Source organism: Marinomonas sp. PE14-40 (genome assembly GCF_051623805.1).
Lineage (GTDB): Bacteria > Pseudomonadota > Gammaproteobacteria > Pseudomonadales > Marinomonadaceae > Marinomonas.
In genome coordinates this window covers 4,213,022-4,231,226 of sequence record NZ_CP130700.1, presented here as the reverse complement: position 1 = coordinate 4,231,226, position 18,205 = coordinate 4,213,022, and the positions used below count along the sequence as shown (strand labels likewise).

15 protein-coding genes are annotated in these 18,205 nt (G+C 41.9%); 4 read left to right on the top strand and 11 right to left on the bottom strand.

What is annotated here, in order from left to right; genetic code table 11:
* Positions 1-116 precede the first annotated feature (116 nt).
* The 4 genes from Q0A08_RS19470 (at position 117) to Q0A08_RS19455 (ending at position 6,626) form a co-directional block, all read left to right on the top strand.
* Entirely contained in the window at positions 117-482 is a 366-nt protein-coding gene (locus tag Q0A08_RS19470) for a hypothetical protein (protein ID WP_438463125.1), read from the top strand.
* A 72-nt stretch (positions 483-554) separates the two neighbouring features.
* Positions 555-3,077 (top strand): immune inhibitor A domain-containing protein, encoded by a 2,523-nt coding sequence (locus tag Q0A08_RS19465; protein ID WP_438463124.1) that lies wholly within the window; start codon positions 555-557, stop codon positions 3,075-3,077.
* A 539-nt stretch (positions 3,078-3,616) separates the two neighbouring features.
* The gene (locus tag Q0A08_RS19460; protein WP_438463123.1) at positions 3,617-5,737 is read left to right on the top strand and encodes a methyl-accepting chemotaxis protein; all 2,121 of its coding nucleotides are present in this window, start codon (positions 3,617-3,619) and stop codon (positions 5,735-5,737) included.
* 175 nt (positions 5,738-5,912) lie between these two features.
* Positions 5,913-6,626 (top strand): hypothetical protein, encoded by a 714-nt coding sequence (locus Q0A08_RS19455; RefSeq protein ID WP_438463122.1) that lies wholly within the window; start codon positions 5,913-5,915, stop codon positions 6,624-6,626.
* 96 nt (positions 6,627-6,722) lie between these two features.
* Here the strand turns inward: Q0A08_RS19455 and Q0A08_RS19450 are convergent, their stop codons facing one another.
* The 11 genes from Q0A08_RS19450 to Q0A08_RS19400 form a co-directional block, all read right to left on the bottom strand.
* On the bottom strand, positions 6,723-8,099 hold the full coding sequence (locus tag Q0A08_RS19450) for a glycine--tRNA ligase (protein ID WP_438463121.1): 1,377 nt from the start codon (positions 8,097-8,099) through the stop codon (positions 6,723-6,725).
* A gap of 315 nt (positions 8,100-8,414) precedes the next feature.
* Positions 8,415-10,160, bottom strand: coding sequence for an ABC transporter substrate-binding protein (locus Q0A08_RS19445; protein ID WP_438463120.1), 1,746 nt, complete (start codon positions 10,158-10,160; stop codon positions 8,415-8,417).
* A gap of 119 nt (positions 10,161-10,279) precedes the next feature.
* Positions 10,280-10,552: a DUF2160 domain-containing protein gene (locus tag Q0A08_RS19440; protein WP_009832728.1), complete on the bottom strand. Its 273-nt coding sequence runs from the start codon at positions 10,550-10,552 to the stop codon at positions 10,280-10,282.
* A 10-nt stretch (positions 10,553-10,562) separates the two neighbouring features.
* Positions 10,563-11,339 (bottom strand): carbohydrate ABC transporter permease, encoded by a 777-nt coding sequence (locus tag Q0A08_RS19435; RefSeq protein WP_438467674.1) that lies wholly within the window; start codon positions 11,337-11,339, stop codon positions 10,563-10,565.
* Between the two features lie 97 nt (positions 11,340-11,436).
* Entirely contained in the window at positions 11,437-12,303 is an 867-nt protein-coding gene (locus Q0A08_RS19430; protein ID WP_438463119.1) for a carbohydrate ABC transporter permease, read from the bottom strand.
* A 59-nt stretch (positions 12,304-12,362) separates the two neighbouring features.
* On the bottom strand, positions 12,363-13,514 hold the full coding sequence (locus tag Q0A08_RS19425; protein WP_438463118.1) for an ABC transporter ATP-binding protein: 1,152 nt from the start codon (positions 13,512-13,514) through the stop codon (positions 12,363-12,365).
* Entirely contained in the window at positions 13,507-14,634 is a 1,128-nt protein-coding gene (locus Q0A08_RS19420) for an ABC transporter ATP-binding protein (protein ID WP_438463117.1), read from the bottom strand. Before Q0A08_RS19420 ends, Q0A08_RS19425 begins: the two co-directional genes overlap by 8 nt.
* Positions 14,635-14,981: 347 nt before the next feature.
* Positions 14,982-16,277, bottom strand: a complete 1,296-nt coding sequence (gene arsJ / locus Q0A08_RS19415) for an organoarsenical effux MFS transporter ArsJ (protein WP_438463116.1) — start codon at positions 16,275-16,277, stop codon at positions 14,982-14,984.
* 31 nt (positions 16,278-16,308) lie between these two features.
* Positions 16,309-17,319 (bottom strand): ArsJ-associated glyceraldehyde-3-phosphate dehydrogenase, encoded by a 1,011-nt coding sequence (locus Q0A08_RS19410; protein WP_438463115.1) that lies wholly within the window; start codon positions 17,317-17,319, stop codon positions 16,309-16,311.
* Between the two features lie 18 nt (positions 17,320-17,337).
* Complete coding sequence (locus Q0A08_RS19405; RefSeq protein WP_438463114.1) at positions 17,338-17,691, bottom strand: metalloregulator ArsR/SmtB family transcription factor; 354 nt, start codon at positions 17,689-17,691, stop codon at positions 17,338-17,340.
* A 221-nt stretch (positions 17,692-17,912) separates the two neighbouring features.
* On the bottom strand, positions 17,913-18,173 hold the full coding sequence (locus Q0A08_RS19400; RefSeq protein ID WP_438463113.1) for a DUF5062 family protein: 261 nt from the start codon (positions 18,171-18,173) through the stop codon (positions 17,913-17,915).
* Positions 18,174-18,205 lie beyond the last annotated feature (32 nt).

Below are 18,205 nucleotides of genomic sequence, written 5' to 3'. Positions count from 1 at the left end.
GTTCAACATCTAAATATACGAATTTCCTGGCCAATATTAGCAGCTAAAAATAATACACTGGCTTACACTTTATTGACGAAGTCCTCGTGAAAAACTGTAATAGAGCGGAGTTTATTGTGAACAACTTGTTAGGTTTCGTTATGGGCAATTTCTTATTCAAGGCTTTAATAAAAAGCCAAATGAATCAAACGTTTAAAAAAAATGTTTTTTATTCGCTTGTCTGCGTTGCGTCACTACTGCCTTCTTTTTCGCTTTTCGCAAGTAGTATTAATGATGAAAGATTACTCAAATCATTAATAGATAGAGGCATCATTTGTGCTGAATTAAGCCCATCTGAGCAGCAGCAAGCATTGCAGAACTATCTACAAAAGAAAATGCAAAAGAAAGCACATAACAAACCATCTAAAGCTGACCCTGACATGCAAGCAAAAGCAGAGTGTCAGACAGTGCCAGAACAAGTTAGTCCCAAAAAACTCAATTAAGTTTCTGTTTCCAGTAAACAAGCTGGCGTTTTTTGTAAATAAAAACGTTCGCTTTAGCTAAAGGACTAACGAATGATTCCGGTTAAAACAACCCTGATTGCAGCTTCTGTGGCGGTAGCATTATCTAGCATGCCAACACAAGCTCAACCTGTCGCCGATTTGGCTATCGCCAACGAAGACAAACTTGCTCAAATGCTTATCAAAAAAGGCGAACTGAGTGCTGATGCTAGCGTAGAAGAGCGCCGTGCTGCAGTACAAGCGCTACTAGAACGTAAGCGTAAAGGTGGCCAAATTGATAGCCACACACCAGATAAAAAAATGCTTGAGCAACGCTCTCGTGTATTGAAAGCCATTGGCAAAAACCGTGGTCATAAACAACTAAGAAGTGCAGCATTAACTGAGCCAGAAATGCGCACAGATAAAGTGTTAGCCCTATTAATCGACTTCCCTGATCTACCTTGGGATGATAATGGTTTGACATCTGAGCATACGGAAATGCTTTATGACACTTACGGCACAGATCATTATCAGGACTTACTTTTCTCCCCAGCAGGATATGCAGGCCCTAATGAGGAGAACCTCATTTCAATGCGTCAGTATTATGAAGACGAATCAGGTGAAACCTATTCTGTCGATGGTGCTGTTTATGGTTGGTATCGTGCGAGTGAAAAAGCCGCAACTTATGGTGGCAACTCAGCAACCACAGACAATGATATAAACGCACAAGGTTTGGTCCGTGAAGCGCTTGACCAACTCGCGAAAGATCCAAACATTAACCTTGCTGATTACGATATCGAAGACAGATACGATTACGATGGCGACGGTAACTATCGTGAGCCCGATGGCATGATTGACCACCTTATGGTTTTCCATGCGTCAGTAGGTGAAGAAGCAGGCGGTGGTGTTTTAGGTGACGATGCGATTTGGTCTCATAGATACAATCTAGGCAATGTTCACTCCCTATCAGGCACATCAAGTGGCCTTGATCGTTATAACGGCGAATATGTTGCTTACGATTATACAATGCAGCCTATCGATGCCGCAGCGGGTGTATGTACTCACGAATACGGCCATGACCTTGGCTTACCAGATGAGTACGATACTCAATACACAGGTAAAGGTGAGCCAGTCTCTTACTGGTCTATCATGTCATCAGGTAGCTGGGCAGGTAAGATTGGTGGTACTCAACCTAGTGCATTCAGTGCTTGGGCGAAGGTTTATTTACAAGAATACATGGGTGGTAACTGGATCAATGATCAAAGATTCACCCTAGAAGAGTTAACAAACAACCCAACCCTTGTGACTTTGAACGAAACCACAGATAACAGTAAAGATAACTTGGTTCGCGTAGATTTACCGCTTAAACAGGTTGACGGTATTGCCCCATTTGAAGGTGCGAACCATTATTACTCAAATAAGGGTGATGATCTTAACTCTTCTATGTCTGCTAATTTGACAGTGCCAACTGCTGGCAAGGTTAGCCTTCAATTTAAAGCTTGGTTCACAATCGAGAAAGATTATGACTTTGCGCGAGTCTTAATTAACGGTGAAGCGATTGCCGGTAACATTACAACCATGGACGACCCTTATGGCACAGGTTTAGTACCTGCCCTATCGGGTTCTTCTGATGGCTGGGTTGATGCTGAGTTTGATGTCACTGCTTGGGCAGGTCAAGACATCACTTTAAGTTTTGAGTATGTCACTGACGGCGGCTTAACAGAAGAAGGTTTCTACCTTGATAACCTTCAATTTATTGCCGATGGCACTATTGAGCCAATCTCTGACGCTGAAACTGACAATGTATTTAGCTATAACGGCTATAACATTAACCAAGGTTTCCATACGGCTGAGCATTACTATCTACTACAATGGCGTAGCCATAACAGCGTTGATGAAGGCCTAGCTAACATCAAGCGTATGGATCAAATCATGGACTTCCAGCCAGGATTATTGGTTTGGTATGTTGACCTTTCAAGCTCTGATAACTGGGTTGGTAACCACCCAGGTGAAGGTTGGTTAGGTGTAGTTGATGCAGACCAAAATGCGCTACTTTGGGCTAACGATAATGCCATTGCTCAAACACGCTACCAAGTACGTGATGCGACTTTCTCTTTACAAGGACAAACGCCTTTCACTCTGACAGCAAGTGATGGTAACCAATTGATTGATAACAATCTTGAAGGTAACCACTACTTCTCAGACGATCAAGACTACAGCTCTCCTCAAGCACCAGATTCTGGCCGCTTATTAACAGAGATGGGGTTGTCTGTTGAGATTGTTGAGCAAGAAGGCAACAACGAATATGCCATTATTCGTCTTAATGTTAAGGGAGAAGAACCAACAGAGCCTGACAACATTGCCCCAGTTGCTAAAGCGAAAGTGAAGCATATTGGTCGCCTTGTGATGCTCAAATCTAAGAGTAAAGACGAAGATGGTAAGATCGTTTCTACTACTTGGACCTTGCCTAATGGCAAAGTTAAAAAAGGACGTTTTGTTCTTCATGTCTTCCCATCAAAAGGCGAGAAAATCATCACTCTTACCGTCACTGACGACGATGGCGCAGTGACGACTAAGGAAATCACAATTAACCTTTAGGACTCATCCTTAGGTAAGCTGTGATACATAAAAAGTCATGCATTTCGATGCATGACTTTTTTAAATAAGAAATGTCGTTTTTAGATAAGTAATATCTGTTATTCAGATATACCTAATTAAGAAAATGCTTTCATAATAGTGAAGCTAAATTTGATAAAAATAACAAAATTTCATCAAATGGCTGACTCAATATTTACCTAACGTTCACCTAAGCCAAGTAAAACTCCTACTTTATGTAAGCATATCCTGATATTTTGATTCAATTTATACCCCATTAAAATCAAACCTTACAACCCTTCCAACTTGTTGTCCTGTATAGCTTTATTTTCCTATAAGACAAAAACGACAATTCTTTCATATAACGGAAAATCCTCTAGAACAGCAATAACATTTTGTTTACAATTCAACCGCTTTTTAACAATGACTTACATTGATGTTTTATATAGTTTCGTTATAAAAGCAATAACCAGTTGAAATGCTTAGGCTTTTTCACTTCCCCACACAATATTGATTAAACTTTAAACAAGAGAGCTTTGTTAATGAAATCAATTCAGTTAAAAATCTCACTCTTCACTGGCCTTGCAACACTAATCGCCATACTTTGTCTTTCTGCTTTCTCTATTTTGTCGACAAAACAATTACAGGAGCAAGTACAGGAAAATACTCAGGACGTATTTTTCGGTTTATTTGAAGATCAACTAGAAGGTCGTTTAGAAAATAGCGCTGAACACATCACTAACTTACTACAGAGCGCTTTTTTAATTAATGAAGACCTTGCACGCAGTTTTATCAGCCTCAAACAAGGTGCTGACACCCAAGAAACACAATCGCAACTACGTGATAACTATAATGCTATCTTAAAAAGCGCCCTCAAAGACCGCCCTGAAGTATTAGGGGTTTATACTCTTTGGGAACCAAATGCGTTAGATAACCAAGATGAGAAATACCAAAACCAAAATCACCTTGGTTATGATGCTAGCGGTCGTTTTATCCCTTACTGGACACGTTCTAACATAGGCAGACCTCAGGTTGATGCTTTGGTCGGTTATGAAGACAATAGCCGTCCAGATGGTGCTGATCGAGTAGGTGAATATTACCTTTGCTCTAAAGATAGCCACAATAATTGCCTACTTGAGCCCTATATTTATGAAGTTAATGGTGTCGATACTTTACTGACATCCTTGGTAACTCCCATTTTGATTAACCAAAAGTTTGTCGGTATTACAGGTTTAGATATTTCCCTAAAAAGTTTAGAAGAAATTGCTAAGCAACTTAGCGACAAACTTTACAATGGCCATAGCCGTGTTTTGATTTTGAGTAATCGTGGTGGTATCGCATCAGATAGCCAAGGTGAAGAAACCGGCAATAACATCAGAGACTTCTTACCTAAAAAAGCAAATCACATCATTAATAATATGAGTAGAGATGGCTTTGAACTAGTGAACGACCCTGAAGATCAGAACTTCCAGGCTATGATTAGCATCAAGGTTGGCGCTAACATCCCTAACTGGTCTCTTTGGATTAGTGTGCCTAAGGCTATTGTTCTAGCTGATTTCATTGAGCTAAACGAAATGACTCAAGCTGAACAGTTTGAACAGAACATCAGCTTTATTCTAGTTGGTTTGCTAATTACACTTATTTCAATTGTTGTTATCTGGTGGTTGTCTAGCCAAATCTCTCGCCCTGTGCTTAAGCTAACAGGCTTTATGAAACAGGTTGCTCAAGGTGACTTTACCCATAGATTACAGCATAAGTCTGTTGATGAACTGGGCCAGCTAAGTGATGCTTGTAATCAATTCCTTGATCAAATCCAACCTTTGTTAAAACAGGTCATTGTCTCTAGTGATCAGATCACAGGGAATGCAACACAGTCTGCTCGAATTTCTGCAGAAACCCTAACAGGTGCAAGCCAACAGCAAGAAGATGTTATGCAGCTGGCTTCGGCGGTAACAGAGCTAAGTGCAACCGCTCAAAACGTAGCGGATAACACTGTCACGGCCGCTGACTCTACTGGCCAAATGAAAGCCATTGCCGCTGAAGGTCAAAAGGTACTGGATAAGGCGAATAGCTCAATTGAAGCACTTGCACAGGATGTTAAGCACTCTAGCGAAGTCATCAACCGAGTTAGCCATGATAGTAAAGAAATTCACACTGTGATGGATGTTATTCGCGATATTGCAGATCAAACTAACCTACTTGCTCTTAATGCTGCCATAGAAGCGGCACGAGCGGGTGAGCAAGGTCGTGGTTTTGCAGTAGTCGCCGATGAAGTACGCTCTTTGGCTAAACGTACGCAAGACTCAACGGCTGAAATTCAAGAGAAAATTGAGCGTTTACAGGCCAGTGCGTTAGAAGCGGTTAACTCAATGGAAGTAGGCAGTGAAAGAGCGCACGAGTCTGAAGCCATGACAACAGAAGCTAATGAGAAGCTAGTCAACATCATTCAGAATATCGATGAAGTAAACGACTTGATCATTCAAGTTTCAAGTGCCGCAGAACAGCAAAGAAGTGTGACAGATAGCATTAGCACTAATGTGAATAACATCACTTCGATTGCCACTCAAACAGCTTCTGGTGCAACTAACTCAAATGAAACTAGCCAACAGCTAGAGCTTCATGCTGATGAACTAAAACAACTTGTCACTAAGTTTAAAGTGTAAAACAGGTTAACTCTCCCATCAGATGACTCACTTTATGCTTGTTATAAAGTGAGTCATCTCTCAAACCTTGCTCTAGTCACTAAAGGAAAGCTAAAAGAAAAGTAAAAGAAATTCGAAACTTTACCTTTTAGGTCATAGTATTAAAGCTAAATTCTTCAGCTTAAAGACTGATACTATGTTTAAAAATTTCTGCCTATCTTGCCTTTTAGTTTTACCTAACGCTTTAAAAGCCGAAACAATCGAGCTGTACGTTCAGGCTATTCCTGGATTATTTCAATATGATAATCAAGGGGTTTACGACCAAATCATTCAACTTGCTACTCCAGAGCAGCATTCAATTTCGTTACAAGTGCTTCCTAATTACAGAGCAAGTAACGAGTTTCAGACTTGCATAAACTGCTGCTTATCCCCAGCTAATCTCAACCCAAATTTCTATTCTTTTGGAAAAGAAGTCACAGCGACTCAGCCATTAAATAGCGCTAAAGCTTATATATTCAGTCTTACAGAAGATGAGGTTTATACCGAGTTAACCCAGTTAGTTGGAAAAAGAGTGGGACTAGAACGTGGAATGAATTACGGCAAAGCAGTGGCTGCAGGCAATTTTACCCACTCAGTCACCAATAGTTTATTGCAAAATTTTAAAATGCTGGCGATTCATAGAATCGACACTATGATCGCCTATGCGCCAGATATTTATCAGGCATTTAAAGAAGTCGATCCTAATCGCTTTCACTATGACGAGATGCAACCTATCGCTATCCATAATGACGCACTCGTCTGTCGCGGCGTTGAGCCAAGCTTTATCAAAGGTTTCAATACAAAGTTAGAAGCATTAAGAAATACAGGGAAGCTAAAAGAAGTGCTAGGCGAACTGTATGTGGCACCTTAAACCTTCTTAAGCTCACAATACTATTTTCTCAGCATAAAAAAACGCCGCATAAAGCGGCGTTTTTCTATCAACTAAGAACTAGTTTAAAAGCTTAAATTAGTCTTGGTTGATGAAGTAGTTCACAACATAACTTGCAAGCTCTGCTGCAGGTACTGTGATTTGCTCCATAGTATCACGGTCACGTACAGTCACTGGTGCACCTTCTTTCTCGATAGAATCGAAATCAACAGTCACACAGATAGGTGTACCCACTTCGTCATGACGACGGTAGCCTTTACCTACGTTACCTGTGTTTTCATAAAGAATACGACCTAGACCTAGTTTCTGTAGTTTGTTCTTAAGCTCTTTCGCTAGGGCAACAATCTCAGGCTTGTTCTTTTTAAGCGGCATGATAGCGACTTTGATCGGCGCTAGATGTGGCTTAAACTTAAGTACAGTACGAGATTTACCATCACCTAGATCTTCTTCTGTGTAGGCTTCTGTCATCACAGCCAATACACCACGATCAAGACCCGCAGAAGGTTCGATACAGAAAGGCACTTCCCACTTGTTTTCAGCCAAGTCACGTACAGCAAGTTTCGCGGTAGAGTCTGAGTTCTCTTTCACATTCGCTGTGATGCCAAATTCAGCTTGCGCTTTAGTGTGAGAGCCAAGGTCGTAATCAGTACGGTTAGCAACACCTTCAAGCTCTTCAAAACCATGTGGAAACTTGTACAAGATATCCACAGTTGATTTTGAATAGTGAGATAGATCATCACCTGTTACATATTCAAATTCGATATTTTCTTCACCCAGACCTTGATCCAACCACCATTGCTTACGCAAAGCGACCCAAGTCTCGTGCCATTTTTCGTCTTCACCTGGCTTACAGAAGAATTCTAATTCCATTTGCTCGAATTCACGTACACGGAAGATAAAGTTACGTGGTGTGATTTCGTTACGGAAAGATTTACCAATTTGTGCGATACCAAAAGGTAATGCACGAGAGGTTGAATCAACCACATTTTTAAAGTTGGTAAAGATACCTTGAGCGGTTTCAGGACGAAGGTAAGTATAAGACTCTTCATCCACCATAGGGCCAACGTTAGTTTTAAACATTAGGTTGAAGTCACGTGGCTCTGTTACATCAGAAGAACCACAGTTGTCACATACCTTGATGTCTTTCATGTGGTCAGCACGCATACGCGCTTTACACTCATGGCAATCAACCATAGGGTCAGTGAAAGTATCTTCATGACCTGAGTACTTATAAACAAGCTTGTTTTGTACGATAGCAGCGTCTAGACCTTCAACGTCATCACGCTCATACACCATGGCACGCCACCAAGCGCTTTTAAGGTTGTTTTTTAATTCCACACCAAGCGGACCATAATCGTAAGCCCCTTGCATACCACCGTAGATTTCACTGCCTTGGAAAATAAATCCGCGACGTTTACAAAGGGAGACGAGTTCATCCATTGTTTTAGCTGGCATTTCTAAACACACCTATATAGAGAATTAGTAAATAAAGTCAGACTCTGGCTCGTTTTCATATGTCGAGAGAGTCGATAGCCGCTCATTGTACTCGCTGAGGGTTTTTGTCTCAATGCCAAGCTCGGCTTTAAGCCAGATAACTCTCACCTAAAGCGTATTGACCCATTTAAAACAGGAGAAAACTGAATATTAGAGATTAATGAATGAAATTTGGCCATAAAAAAGGCCCTCTTAAAACTAAGAGGGCCAACGGAGGTTTAAGGAAGGCACGTCCCTTCCTTTACTTCTAAAAGAGTCAATCTCTATAAAGGTCGATTAGCTCGCACGACCTTCAGACCAAGCTTTCAACAAGTCGTTGTAAGGTACGGTTACACCTTGTGGCTTCTCGTTTGAAAGTTTCGCTTTAGGCGAACCTGGCTGATTTAACCAATAAGATTCATCTTTAATTGGGTTCAACTGAGGTCCACATACTTTTTGCGCTTTAGCACGCTCAAGACGTTGTAGTACTTTATCTTGTGCTTTAGCCAAACCGTTCAAAGCTTCTTGAGGTGTTTTTTCACCGTTAGCCGCTTCTGCAATGTATTGCCACCATAGCTGAGCTAGCTTAGGATAATCAGGCACGTTCGCACCAGTCGGTGTCCACATTACACGAGCTGGACTACGGTAGAATTCAACCAAACCACCTAGTTTAGGCGCTGCAGCTGTCATCTCAGGAGAGTTGATATCAGACTCACGAATTGGTGTTAAACCAACCAGTGTTTTCTTCAAAGAAACTGATTTAGCAACCGTGAACTGAGCGTATAACCAAGCAGCTTGGCGACGATCAAGTGGTGTGCTCTTCATCAGAGTCCAAGAACCTGTGTCTTGATAACCCAACTTCATACCTTCTTCCCAATATGGTCCTTTTGGTGAAGGAGCCATACGCCATTTTGGTGTACCGTCTGCATTTACAACAGGAAGATCAGGTGATGTCATACCCGCCGTAAAGGCTGTGTACCAGAAAATTTGCTGAGCAACGCTACCTTGTGCAGGTACAGGGCCAGCTTCGCCAAAGGTCATACCTTGAGCTTCTGGTGGCGCGTACTTACGTAGCCAATCAACATATTTAGTCGTTGCATAAACAGCCGCAGGACCGTTAGTTGCACCACCACGAGCGACACTTGAACCAACAGGGCGGCAATCTTCCATACGGATACCCCATTCGTCTACAGGTAGGCCGTTTGGAATGCCTTTGTCGCCCGCCCCTGCCATAGAGAACCAAGCGTCAGTGAAACGCCAGCCCAATGAAGGGTCTTTTTTACCGTAATCCATGTGACCGTAAACTTTCTTACCGTCGATTGTGCCAACATCTTCTGAGAAGAATTTAGCGATATCTTCGTATGCAGACCAGTTTTGTGGCACACCTAGCTCATAACCATAGATAGATTTGAACTGAGCTTTTAGGTCTTCACGCTCAAACCAGTCAGCACGGAACCAATATAGGTTGGCAAATTGCTGGTCAGGTAGTTGGTAGATTTTACCATCAGGCGCTGTGGTAAAACTGATACCGATAAAATCATCTAGATCCAAATCAGGGTTAGTCACTTGTGCGCCTTCGCCTGACATGAAATCACTGATAGGCACAACTTTACCGTAACGGAAGTGAGTACCAATCAGGTCAGAGTCATTTACGTAAGCATCATAGATGTTACGATCCGATTGCATTTGTGTTTGCAGCTTCTCAACCACATCACCTTCTTGAATCAAGTCATGGTTAACTTTAATCCCTGTGATTTCATAGAAAGCTTTAGCTAACACTTTTGCTTCATATTCATGTGTCGCAATCGTCTCAGAAGCAACGTTAATTTCCATACCACGATATGGTTTTGATGCTTTAGTGAACCAATCAAATTCACTCATTTGTTGGTCGGACGATAAAGTTGAGACGGTGAATTCGTCACTGATCCAGCGTTTAGCTGCATCTTGATATTGGTCTGCATAGAGGTTCCAGCTCGCGCTGCAGGCTCCAATAGCGCTGGCGATTAGCACCGATTTATACACTTTATTTTTATTGTATTTCATATAATCCTCACTAGTTGACGTACTACTTGCTTCATGGTGTTTGAAATTTCTAATCGCTCCTTAAGAAGGTATAAGGAGCGGATTACATGTACCGAACAAAGAAGGTGAAAACCGCCTACTCAGCCCTTTTTAAGTACAAACAAAAGCCAAACAATTGAGATCCCGAAGGGATACCAAATACTGATTTCGCTAACTCCCACTACGAATAGATGGAAAAAAGCACTACTTAACAAACCGATAAACAACCTGTCTCCAGGTGTCGTCATAATCGGTAAGAAACCTTTGCGCTCGACCGCCGGATGACGAATCTCATTGATCGTCATGAGTACAAGAATGCCAGCGATGCAGGCGAAAAAGATTGCGACAGGTAAGGTCCAAGCCATCCAGTTCATATGCTTTCTCCTATACTCGACCAAGGGCGAAGCCCTTAGCTACATGGTTACGAACAAACCAGATCACCAAGACACCTGGCACGATAGTTAAACAACCGGCGGCGGCTAAGACGCCCCAGTCGACCCCGGAGGCGGTGATTGTCCGCGTCATGACGGCACCAATTGGCTTGGCATCAATCGAGGTCAAAGTTCTTGCTAATAACAGCTCTACCCAACTAAACATGAAGCAGAAGAAAGCGGTCACACCTATGCCTGAGCGAATCATTGGCAGGAAGATCTTGGCAAAGAAATGCGGGAAGCTATAACCATCGATGTAAGCTGTTTCATCAATTTCTTTAGGTACACCAGACATAAAGCCTTCTAAGATCCATACCGCCAGTGGCACGTTAAACAAACAGTGCGCTAACGCCACCGCAATATGGGTATCAAATAGACCCACGCTTGAATAAAGCTGGAAGAATGGCAGTAGGAAAACTGCTGGTGGTGACATACGGTTAGTCAGTAACCAGAAAAACAAATGCTTATCACCAACAAACTTATAGCGAGAGAAGGCATAAGCCGCTGGCAAAGCAACAACCAAAGAAATAATGGTATTTAGAGATACATAGTAAATTGAGTTTAAGTAGCCGTTATACCAAGTCGGGTCTGTAAAAATGACGCGATAGTTATCCAAAGTGAAATTTTGTGGGAAAAGCGATAAGCCTCCCAAAATTTCTTGGTTGGTCTTGAACGACATGTTCAACAACCAATAGATAGGCACTAAAACAAACAGCAGATAGCACACCATCCCCACTTGACCTTTGGTAAAAGGTAGGGCGATGCCTTTGTTTTTCTTTGCAGCTTGAGCAAAATCATTGCTGCTATTGAGGGTTTTAGTCGACATATTATTCCCCTTTCTCTACATGTGTCATTGCTGTGTATAACAACCAACTCACCAATAGGATGATTAGGAAGTAAATAAGGGAGAATGCACCGGCACGACCTAAGTCGAATTGGCCAATCGCCATGGTTGTCAAAGTTTGGCTCAAGAAGGTTGTTGAGTTACCCGGGCCGCCACCTGTTAATACGAAGGGCTCGGTGTAAATCATGAAACTGTCCATAAAGCGCAGTAAAATACCGATCAGCAATACACTTTGTAGCTTAGGTAGTTGGATGTAGCGGAAGATGGCCCAGCCTGATGCGCGGTCAATTCGCGCGGCTTGGTAATAAGCATCCGGAATAGCACGCAAGCCTGAGTAACAAAGCAGAGCGATTAACGATGTCCAGTGCCATACGTCCATTAACAATACCGTTGCCCAAGCATCACCTGAGTTACCTGCATAGTTGTAATCAATCCCCATCGCATTGAGGTAGTAACCCATTAGACCAATATCAGCACGACCAAAGATCTGCCAGATGGTGCCCACAACGTTCCAAGGGATAAGCAAAGGAATGGCAAGTAAGATCAAGCATAATGCTGACCAGCGCCCTTCTTTAGGCATCATAAGTGCAACACTGATACCCAAAGGGATCTCAATCAGTAATACACAAAATGAAAAGATAAATTGACGGATTAAAGAGTCATGTAACCTAGGGTCACGCAATACTTCTTTAAACCATTCCACTCCGACAAAATAGCGGTTGGAGGCATCAAATATGTCTTGAACCGAATAGTTAACCACTGTCATCAGCGGCACGACGGCACTAAAGGCTACCAATAAAAATACCGGTAACACTAAAAACCAGGCTTTATTATTTTCTACTTTATTCATTTCAAAAGTCTCAGCAGTGTTTGCAAGGTCATTGTTTAAAGCAACTTACGAATTGCGAATTAATCGACTAAATATTCGTCGGCATATACTTTTAACCAGTTACCAGGGAAGCGCACATATACGGAACCACTTGGTACAGCCTGCTCTTCTGGTAATCGCGCCTTAAACTCAGTGTTGCCTAATTTAAGTGACGCTATCTTGTAGGTACCTAGATCACTGACCGTCACAACGTCACATTTAAAGCAGTTGTCACAGCTATCTAAGAGAGAAGTATCAGCTTCTAGACTGTCGCTGTTTAATTTGTTCAGTAAGGGGCTATTTGCCTCTAGTACTTCAACGAATTCAGGGCGAATACCTAGCTTAAGCTCGTTATACGGCGTGATAGACAGCTTGCTCTTCATCTCTTTATCAAGCGCCACTTTGTGACCTTCTAGATAAAGCTCATTTTGCTGAAAGCTACCTTCAAAGAAGTTCATACCAGGGCTACCAATAAAGTAACCGACAAAAGTATGTTCAGGTTTTTCAAACAGCTCTCTTGGAGTACCGAACTGGACTACTTGACCGCCATACATAACGGCGATTTTGTCCGCAAAGGTTGACGCTTCTAGCTGATCATGGGTGACATACACCATGGTGATATTGAATTGCTCGTGTATCTGCTTAAGCTTACGGCGCAGTTTCCACTTCAAATGAGGGTCGATAACCGTTAACGGTTCATCAAACAAAATGGCAGAAACATCGTCACGTACTAAGCCGCGACCCATGGATACCTTTTGCTTTTCATCAGCTGTCAGATTTTTCGCTTTTTTCTTGAGTACATCTTCCAGCTCAAGCATGTAGGAAATATCTTTTACCTTAGCGCTGATTTCTGCTTCTGATTTACCCACATTACGAAGTGGAAAAGCCAAATTGTCATACACACTCATGGTGTCGTAGATAACAGGAAACTGAAAAACCTGAGCAATATTTCGCTGCTGCGGTGTTAATGAGTTCACCTCATGGCCATCAAACAAAATTTGACCTTCTGATGGTGTTACCAAACCAGAAATAATGTTCAAAAGGGTCGATTTACCACAACCAGACGGGCCAAGTAGTGCATAAGCACCGCCTTTTTCCCACACATGGTCCATCTCACGAATGGCGTAATCCTTGTGTCCTTGAGGGTTTTCGCTATAACTATGGGCCAATTGTTTTAAATGTATCTCAGCCATGTTGAACACCTCCTGAAATCTGGCCAGCTTGATTCACTATGGGCAACCGCGTTGGCACCTTGAGAATTTTGCCATCTTCATCAAATACAAAGATCTTATGAGTCGGCATATAAACCTTGATGGAAGCATCCACCTCGTATTGATAAATACCGGTAAGGTGTAACACCAAAGAAAGGTGCTTATTACGAACATGCAAGAAGGTTTCAGAACCACTGATTTCAGCCAGCTCCACTCTCACCGAAATTTCTAAATCGTCTTCGTTAACAGGGAAAAGCGCTAAATGACTTGGGCGTACACCAAAGATGTAATTACCACGACCAAGGCCAGCAAGGTCTGCATTAAGTGGGAAGTGAGTCGCTTGGTCCAAGGTCACTTCACTGTCTGAGATCTCACCTTTGGTCAGATTTAGTGGCGGCTCAGAGAAAAGCTCGGCACAAGCCACTGTGTCAGGGAAGTTATAAACTTCAGCGGTTTCACCATATTGAATTGCTCGGCCTTCATGTAAAACCGTGGTGGTGCCACCAAGCGCTAGGGCTTCGTTTGGTTCGGTCGTCGCATACACAGCGATGGTATTACGTACCTTAAATAACTCGCGCATTTCTTGACGCAGCTCTTCACGTAACTTGTAGTCAAGGTTAACTAGAGGCTCATCAAATAGGATTAGGTCAGCGTCTTTAATCAAGGCACGAGCCATGGCCGTACGCTGCTGCTGACCACCAGATAGCTCTAATGGCATACGGGTTAGGAAGTTTTCAATGCGAAGAATTTCTGCCGTTTCTCGCACTTTTCTATCTATGGTTTGCTTGTCATCACCTGCCAAGCGTAACGGCGAAGCGATATTGTCATAGACACTTAAATTGGGGTAATTGATAAATTGCTGATACACCATTGAGACATTACGTTGACGTACAGGTACGCCCGTCATATCAGCACCATTCATTAGGACACGACCTGATGTGGGCTTTTCAAGTCCAGCCATCAAGCGCATTAAAGTGGTTTTACCGGCCAATGTACGACCAAGCAAAACATTAAAGGAGCCAGGTTCGAAGTTGAGGTTCACATCATTAATGTGAAGTTCACCATCAACTACCTTAGTTATCTTATCAAGAGTCAAAGACATGGTATTTCCAGTTTATTTATTGTTGTTGTCACTGTGTGCAAAAAGTACTGCACTTTGTAAAACGTGTCTTAGAACTAATTCAAGGGTCGTGCCAAAAGTCACAAGATTGAAATAAACATATGTTTTTATTAGGTTTATTTAATTTTTACGAAGATTTAGCCGTTAAATTGGAGATGATAAGTGAACAGCTAATCAGTGTTCACCTTGTTCATGACTGTTCAGTTGAACAGTCGAATGAACAGTTTAGTAAGGAAGATTAGCTTGCTTTTGAATGGCTAGTTAAGTGTTTTTTGAGAAGGGTTTAAACGGTTTATTTACTAGAAATTAAAGTTGCTTTTGATAAAAGACTAAGCAGTTTGCTTAGCCTTAATGCCTTGATTAGGTAACGCAATCGCTATCATGCTTGCAATAAATAATAGAGCGACAGAAAAACCGATGCAGGCTTCTAAACCATAACTCTGGTAGAGGTATCCTGACATCAGGGTGCCAAGCAACCTCCCCATGGCATTGGCCATATAATAAAAGCCAACATCTAATGAAACCCCATCGTCACTGGCATAATGTACAATCAAAAAACTATGCAAAGAGGAGTTAATCGCAAAGGCGACAGCAAAACCTGCCAAGCCAATCATCAATACCCAAAATGCAGGTAATTCACTGACTAGACCCAGTGTAATTAAGGCAGTAATCAGCGTTAAAACTAGCCCCCAAAAACAAGCCATTTTGGCTTCTTTGTTGGATGCGGTTGCAGCCTTAACTGAAAAACGATTGATCAAACTAGGTGCGCTCGATTGCACTAGACCATAAATGATCACCCATGCTGCTAAGAAGCCTCCAACCCATTCATGCTCCCAACCTATTTCAGAAGCAAGATAAACAGGTAAAGCCACAACAAACCAAACATCACGAGCACAAAACAAAAACAATCTGGCTGCTGATAATATATTGATGGCACGGCTCTTCGAAAAGATCTCTTTGAACTTAGGTTTGTTTTTTGCTTTACCTAGGTCTTGTTTGAGACGAAGTAAACTCACAATCAAGATACAAGATAAAAGTACTAGCATTGCCAGTACGGCACCTTGGAAACCAAGGAGCGCCAATAAAACGCCACCCAGAAAAAAACCAACACCTTTTAGCGTATTTTTAGAACCCGTTAGCACGGCAACCAATTTAAACAAACGCGCTTCTGCTGCAGCATTCATCGCACTTGAAGTGAGTGTTTTATGCTGATCAAACTTAAAATTAGCCAGACTTTTCACTGCACTTTTGGCACTCATTTTATTCAAGTCTTTGGCGATACCCGATAAGGCTTGGGCTGCCATTACCCAAGGAACCGTGAGATATACCTGAGGAACAAGCAACATACCAAGGGCTAAAATTTGGATAAATAAACCAATATTCATGGTTCGATTAAGACCAATCCTTGCCCCTAACCAACCACCAAAGAGGTTAGTAATCACGCCAAAAAACTCATAAAAAACAAAGAGTAGAGCGATATCTAACGCGCCATAGCCAAGCTGGTAAAAATAAAGTACTACCAGCATTCGTAAGGCGCCATCGGTCAGCGTAAAGCACCAATAGTTTGTCGTGACCAAAAGGTATTGCCTGAATAATTCAGGCAATTGTTTAAATTTTTCTATCATCTGCATCGTCAAAGACTCTGAGTTAGCTCACTTATGATTGATCAGACAAACCAACTTTCAGGGCAAGTTCAGCAGCGCGGTTCGCATAACCCCACTCATTGTCATACCAAACATACAGTTTTACCTGGGTATCATTTACCACCATGGTTGATAAAGCATCAATAATGCCTGAACGCTTATCACCTTTATAATCCACTGATACTAATGGCTTTTCTTCGTAACCAAGAATGCCTTTCAAGTCACCTTCAGCTGCAGATTGTAACAACTGATTCACTTCAGCTTGGCTAGTCGCCTTATTCACTTCAAATACGCAATCAGTTAAAGACGCATTCGCTAAAGGAATACGCACAGCATGACCATTCAACTTACCTTTAAGCTCAGGAAAAATATGGGTAATCGCTGTCGCAGAACCCGTTGTCGTAGGGATCAAACTTTGACCACAAGCACGGGCACGTCGTAGATCTTTATGGGGAGCGTCCAAGATAGTTTGGGTGTTGGTAATGTCATGGATAGTTGTCATTGAACCATGTTTAATGCCCAGTGATTCATGGATCACTTTTACCACAGGGGCAAGACAGTTAGTGGTACAAGATGCCGCCGTAACAATTTTGTGCACGTCTTTATCATAGGCATCATCATTCACGCCCATCACCACATTGAGCACACCCTCTTCTTTAACCGGTGCCGTCACAACAACACGCTTAACCCCTTGCTCAAGATAAGCTTCAAGACGTGCTTTTTTATTCATCTTGCCAGAGGCTTCAATAACAAGGTCACAGCCAGACCAGTCAGTTTCTGAAATGGCTTTATTTTGTGAGGTTTTAATCACCTTGTTGGCAATGTGAATTTCATCATCTTGTGCCTCAGCATTATGCTGCCAAGTCCCCTGAACAGAATCATAATTTAACAAGTGAGCCAAGGTTGTCGCATCACCAGCTGGATCGTTAATTTGCACAAACTCTAATTCAGGCCAATCCCAAGCGGCACGTAATGCTAAGCGGCCCATGCGTCCAAAACCGTTTATACCTACTTTAATCGTCATCTTTTTTCTCACTTAGTTTTAATCATTGTGACAGCAATTTATGACACGTTCTGGTCTATCGCCCATATTTGCTAATCGTGCTTTATCAAGTGTTAACTCTTCTTGATAACCTTCTGCCGCGCTATCAATAATGCTTAATGCCCACTTAGGTAAGGCTTCATTTATTCGATAATGAATCCATTGACCTTGACGTCTGTCACTCAAAAGTTTGGCCGTTTTCATTAGGGCAAGATGCCTAGAAATTTTAGGTTGGCTCAAATCTAAGGCTTCAACAAGCTCGCAAACACATAACTCTGACTCTTCTAATGTCAAAAGTAAGATACGTAAGCGAGTTGCATCCCCTAGGCATTTTAATAATGTAATCGCGTCCAAATGCGCTTCCTTATATATGCTTTTTCAAATATACGAATAATCATATATATGAAAAAACAGATATACAAGAAAAATTAAATACCGAGCTAAATAAATGCGTGAGAAAGGTCAGGTAAAAGCAGTGATTAAGTGAGAAATGAACAGGGAGTGCTGATGATCTAAGCTCAACTCAGATCATCTTAATAATTAACTAGGGAAGCTTGGAATACGTTGTAAGCAACCTAAGCAAGTAAAGGGTCATCTTTGGGTAGCACTTTTTGGATCCAAAGTGCGAGCTTGTGTTTCATGTTTGGTAAATCTTCTTTATCCGGTGGTAAGGCAACAAGTAATTTATCCTGCACCAATAATCGATATAAGACTTCGATTTTTTCATTTGCCGACATAGTTGCTTGAAAGCCTGAATAACCTCGTTTTAGAGCATACTTTTCGCCCACTTCAACCGCTTTTTTCGCTAATTGGGCCTCATTTTTAATCTTTTTCATTTAGTACTCTCCAAAAGACAACGCTATTTATT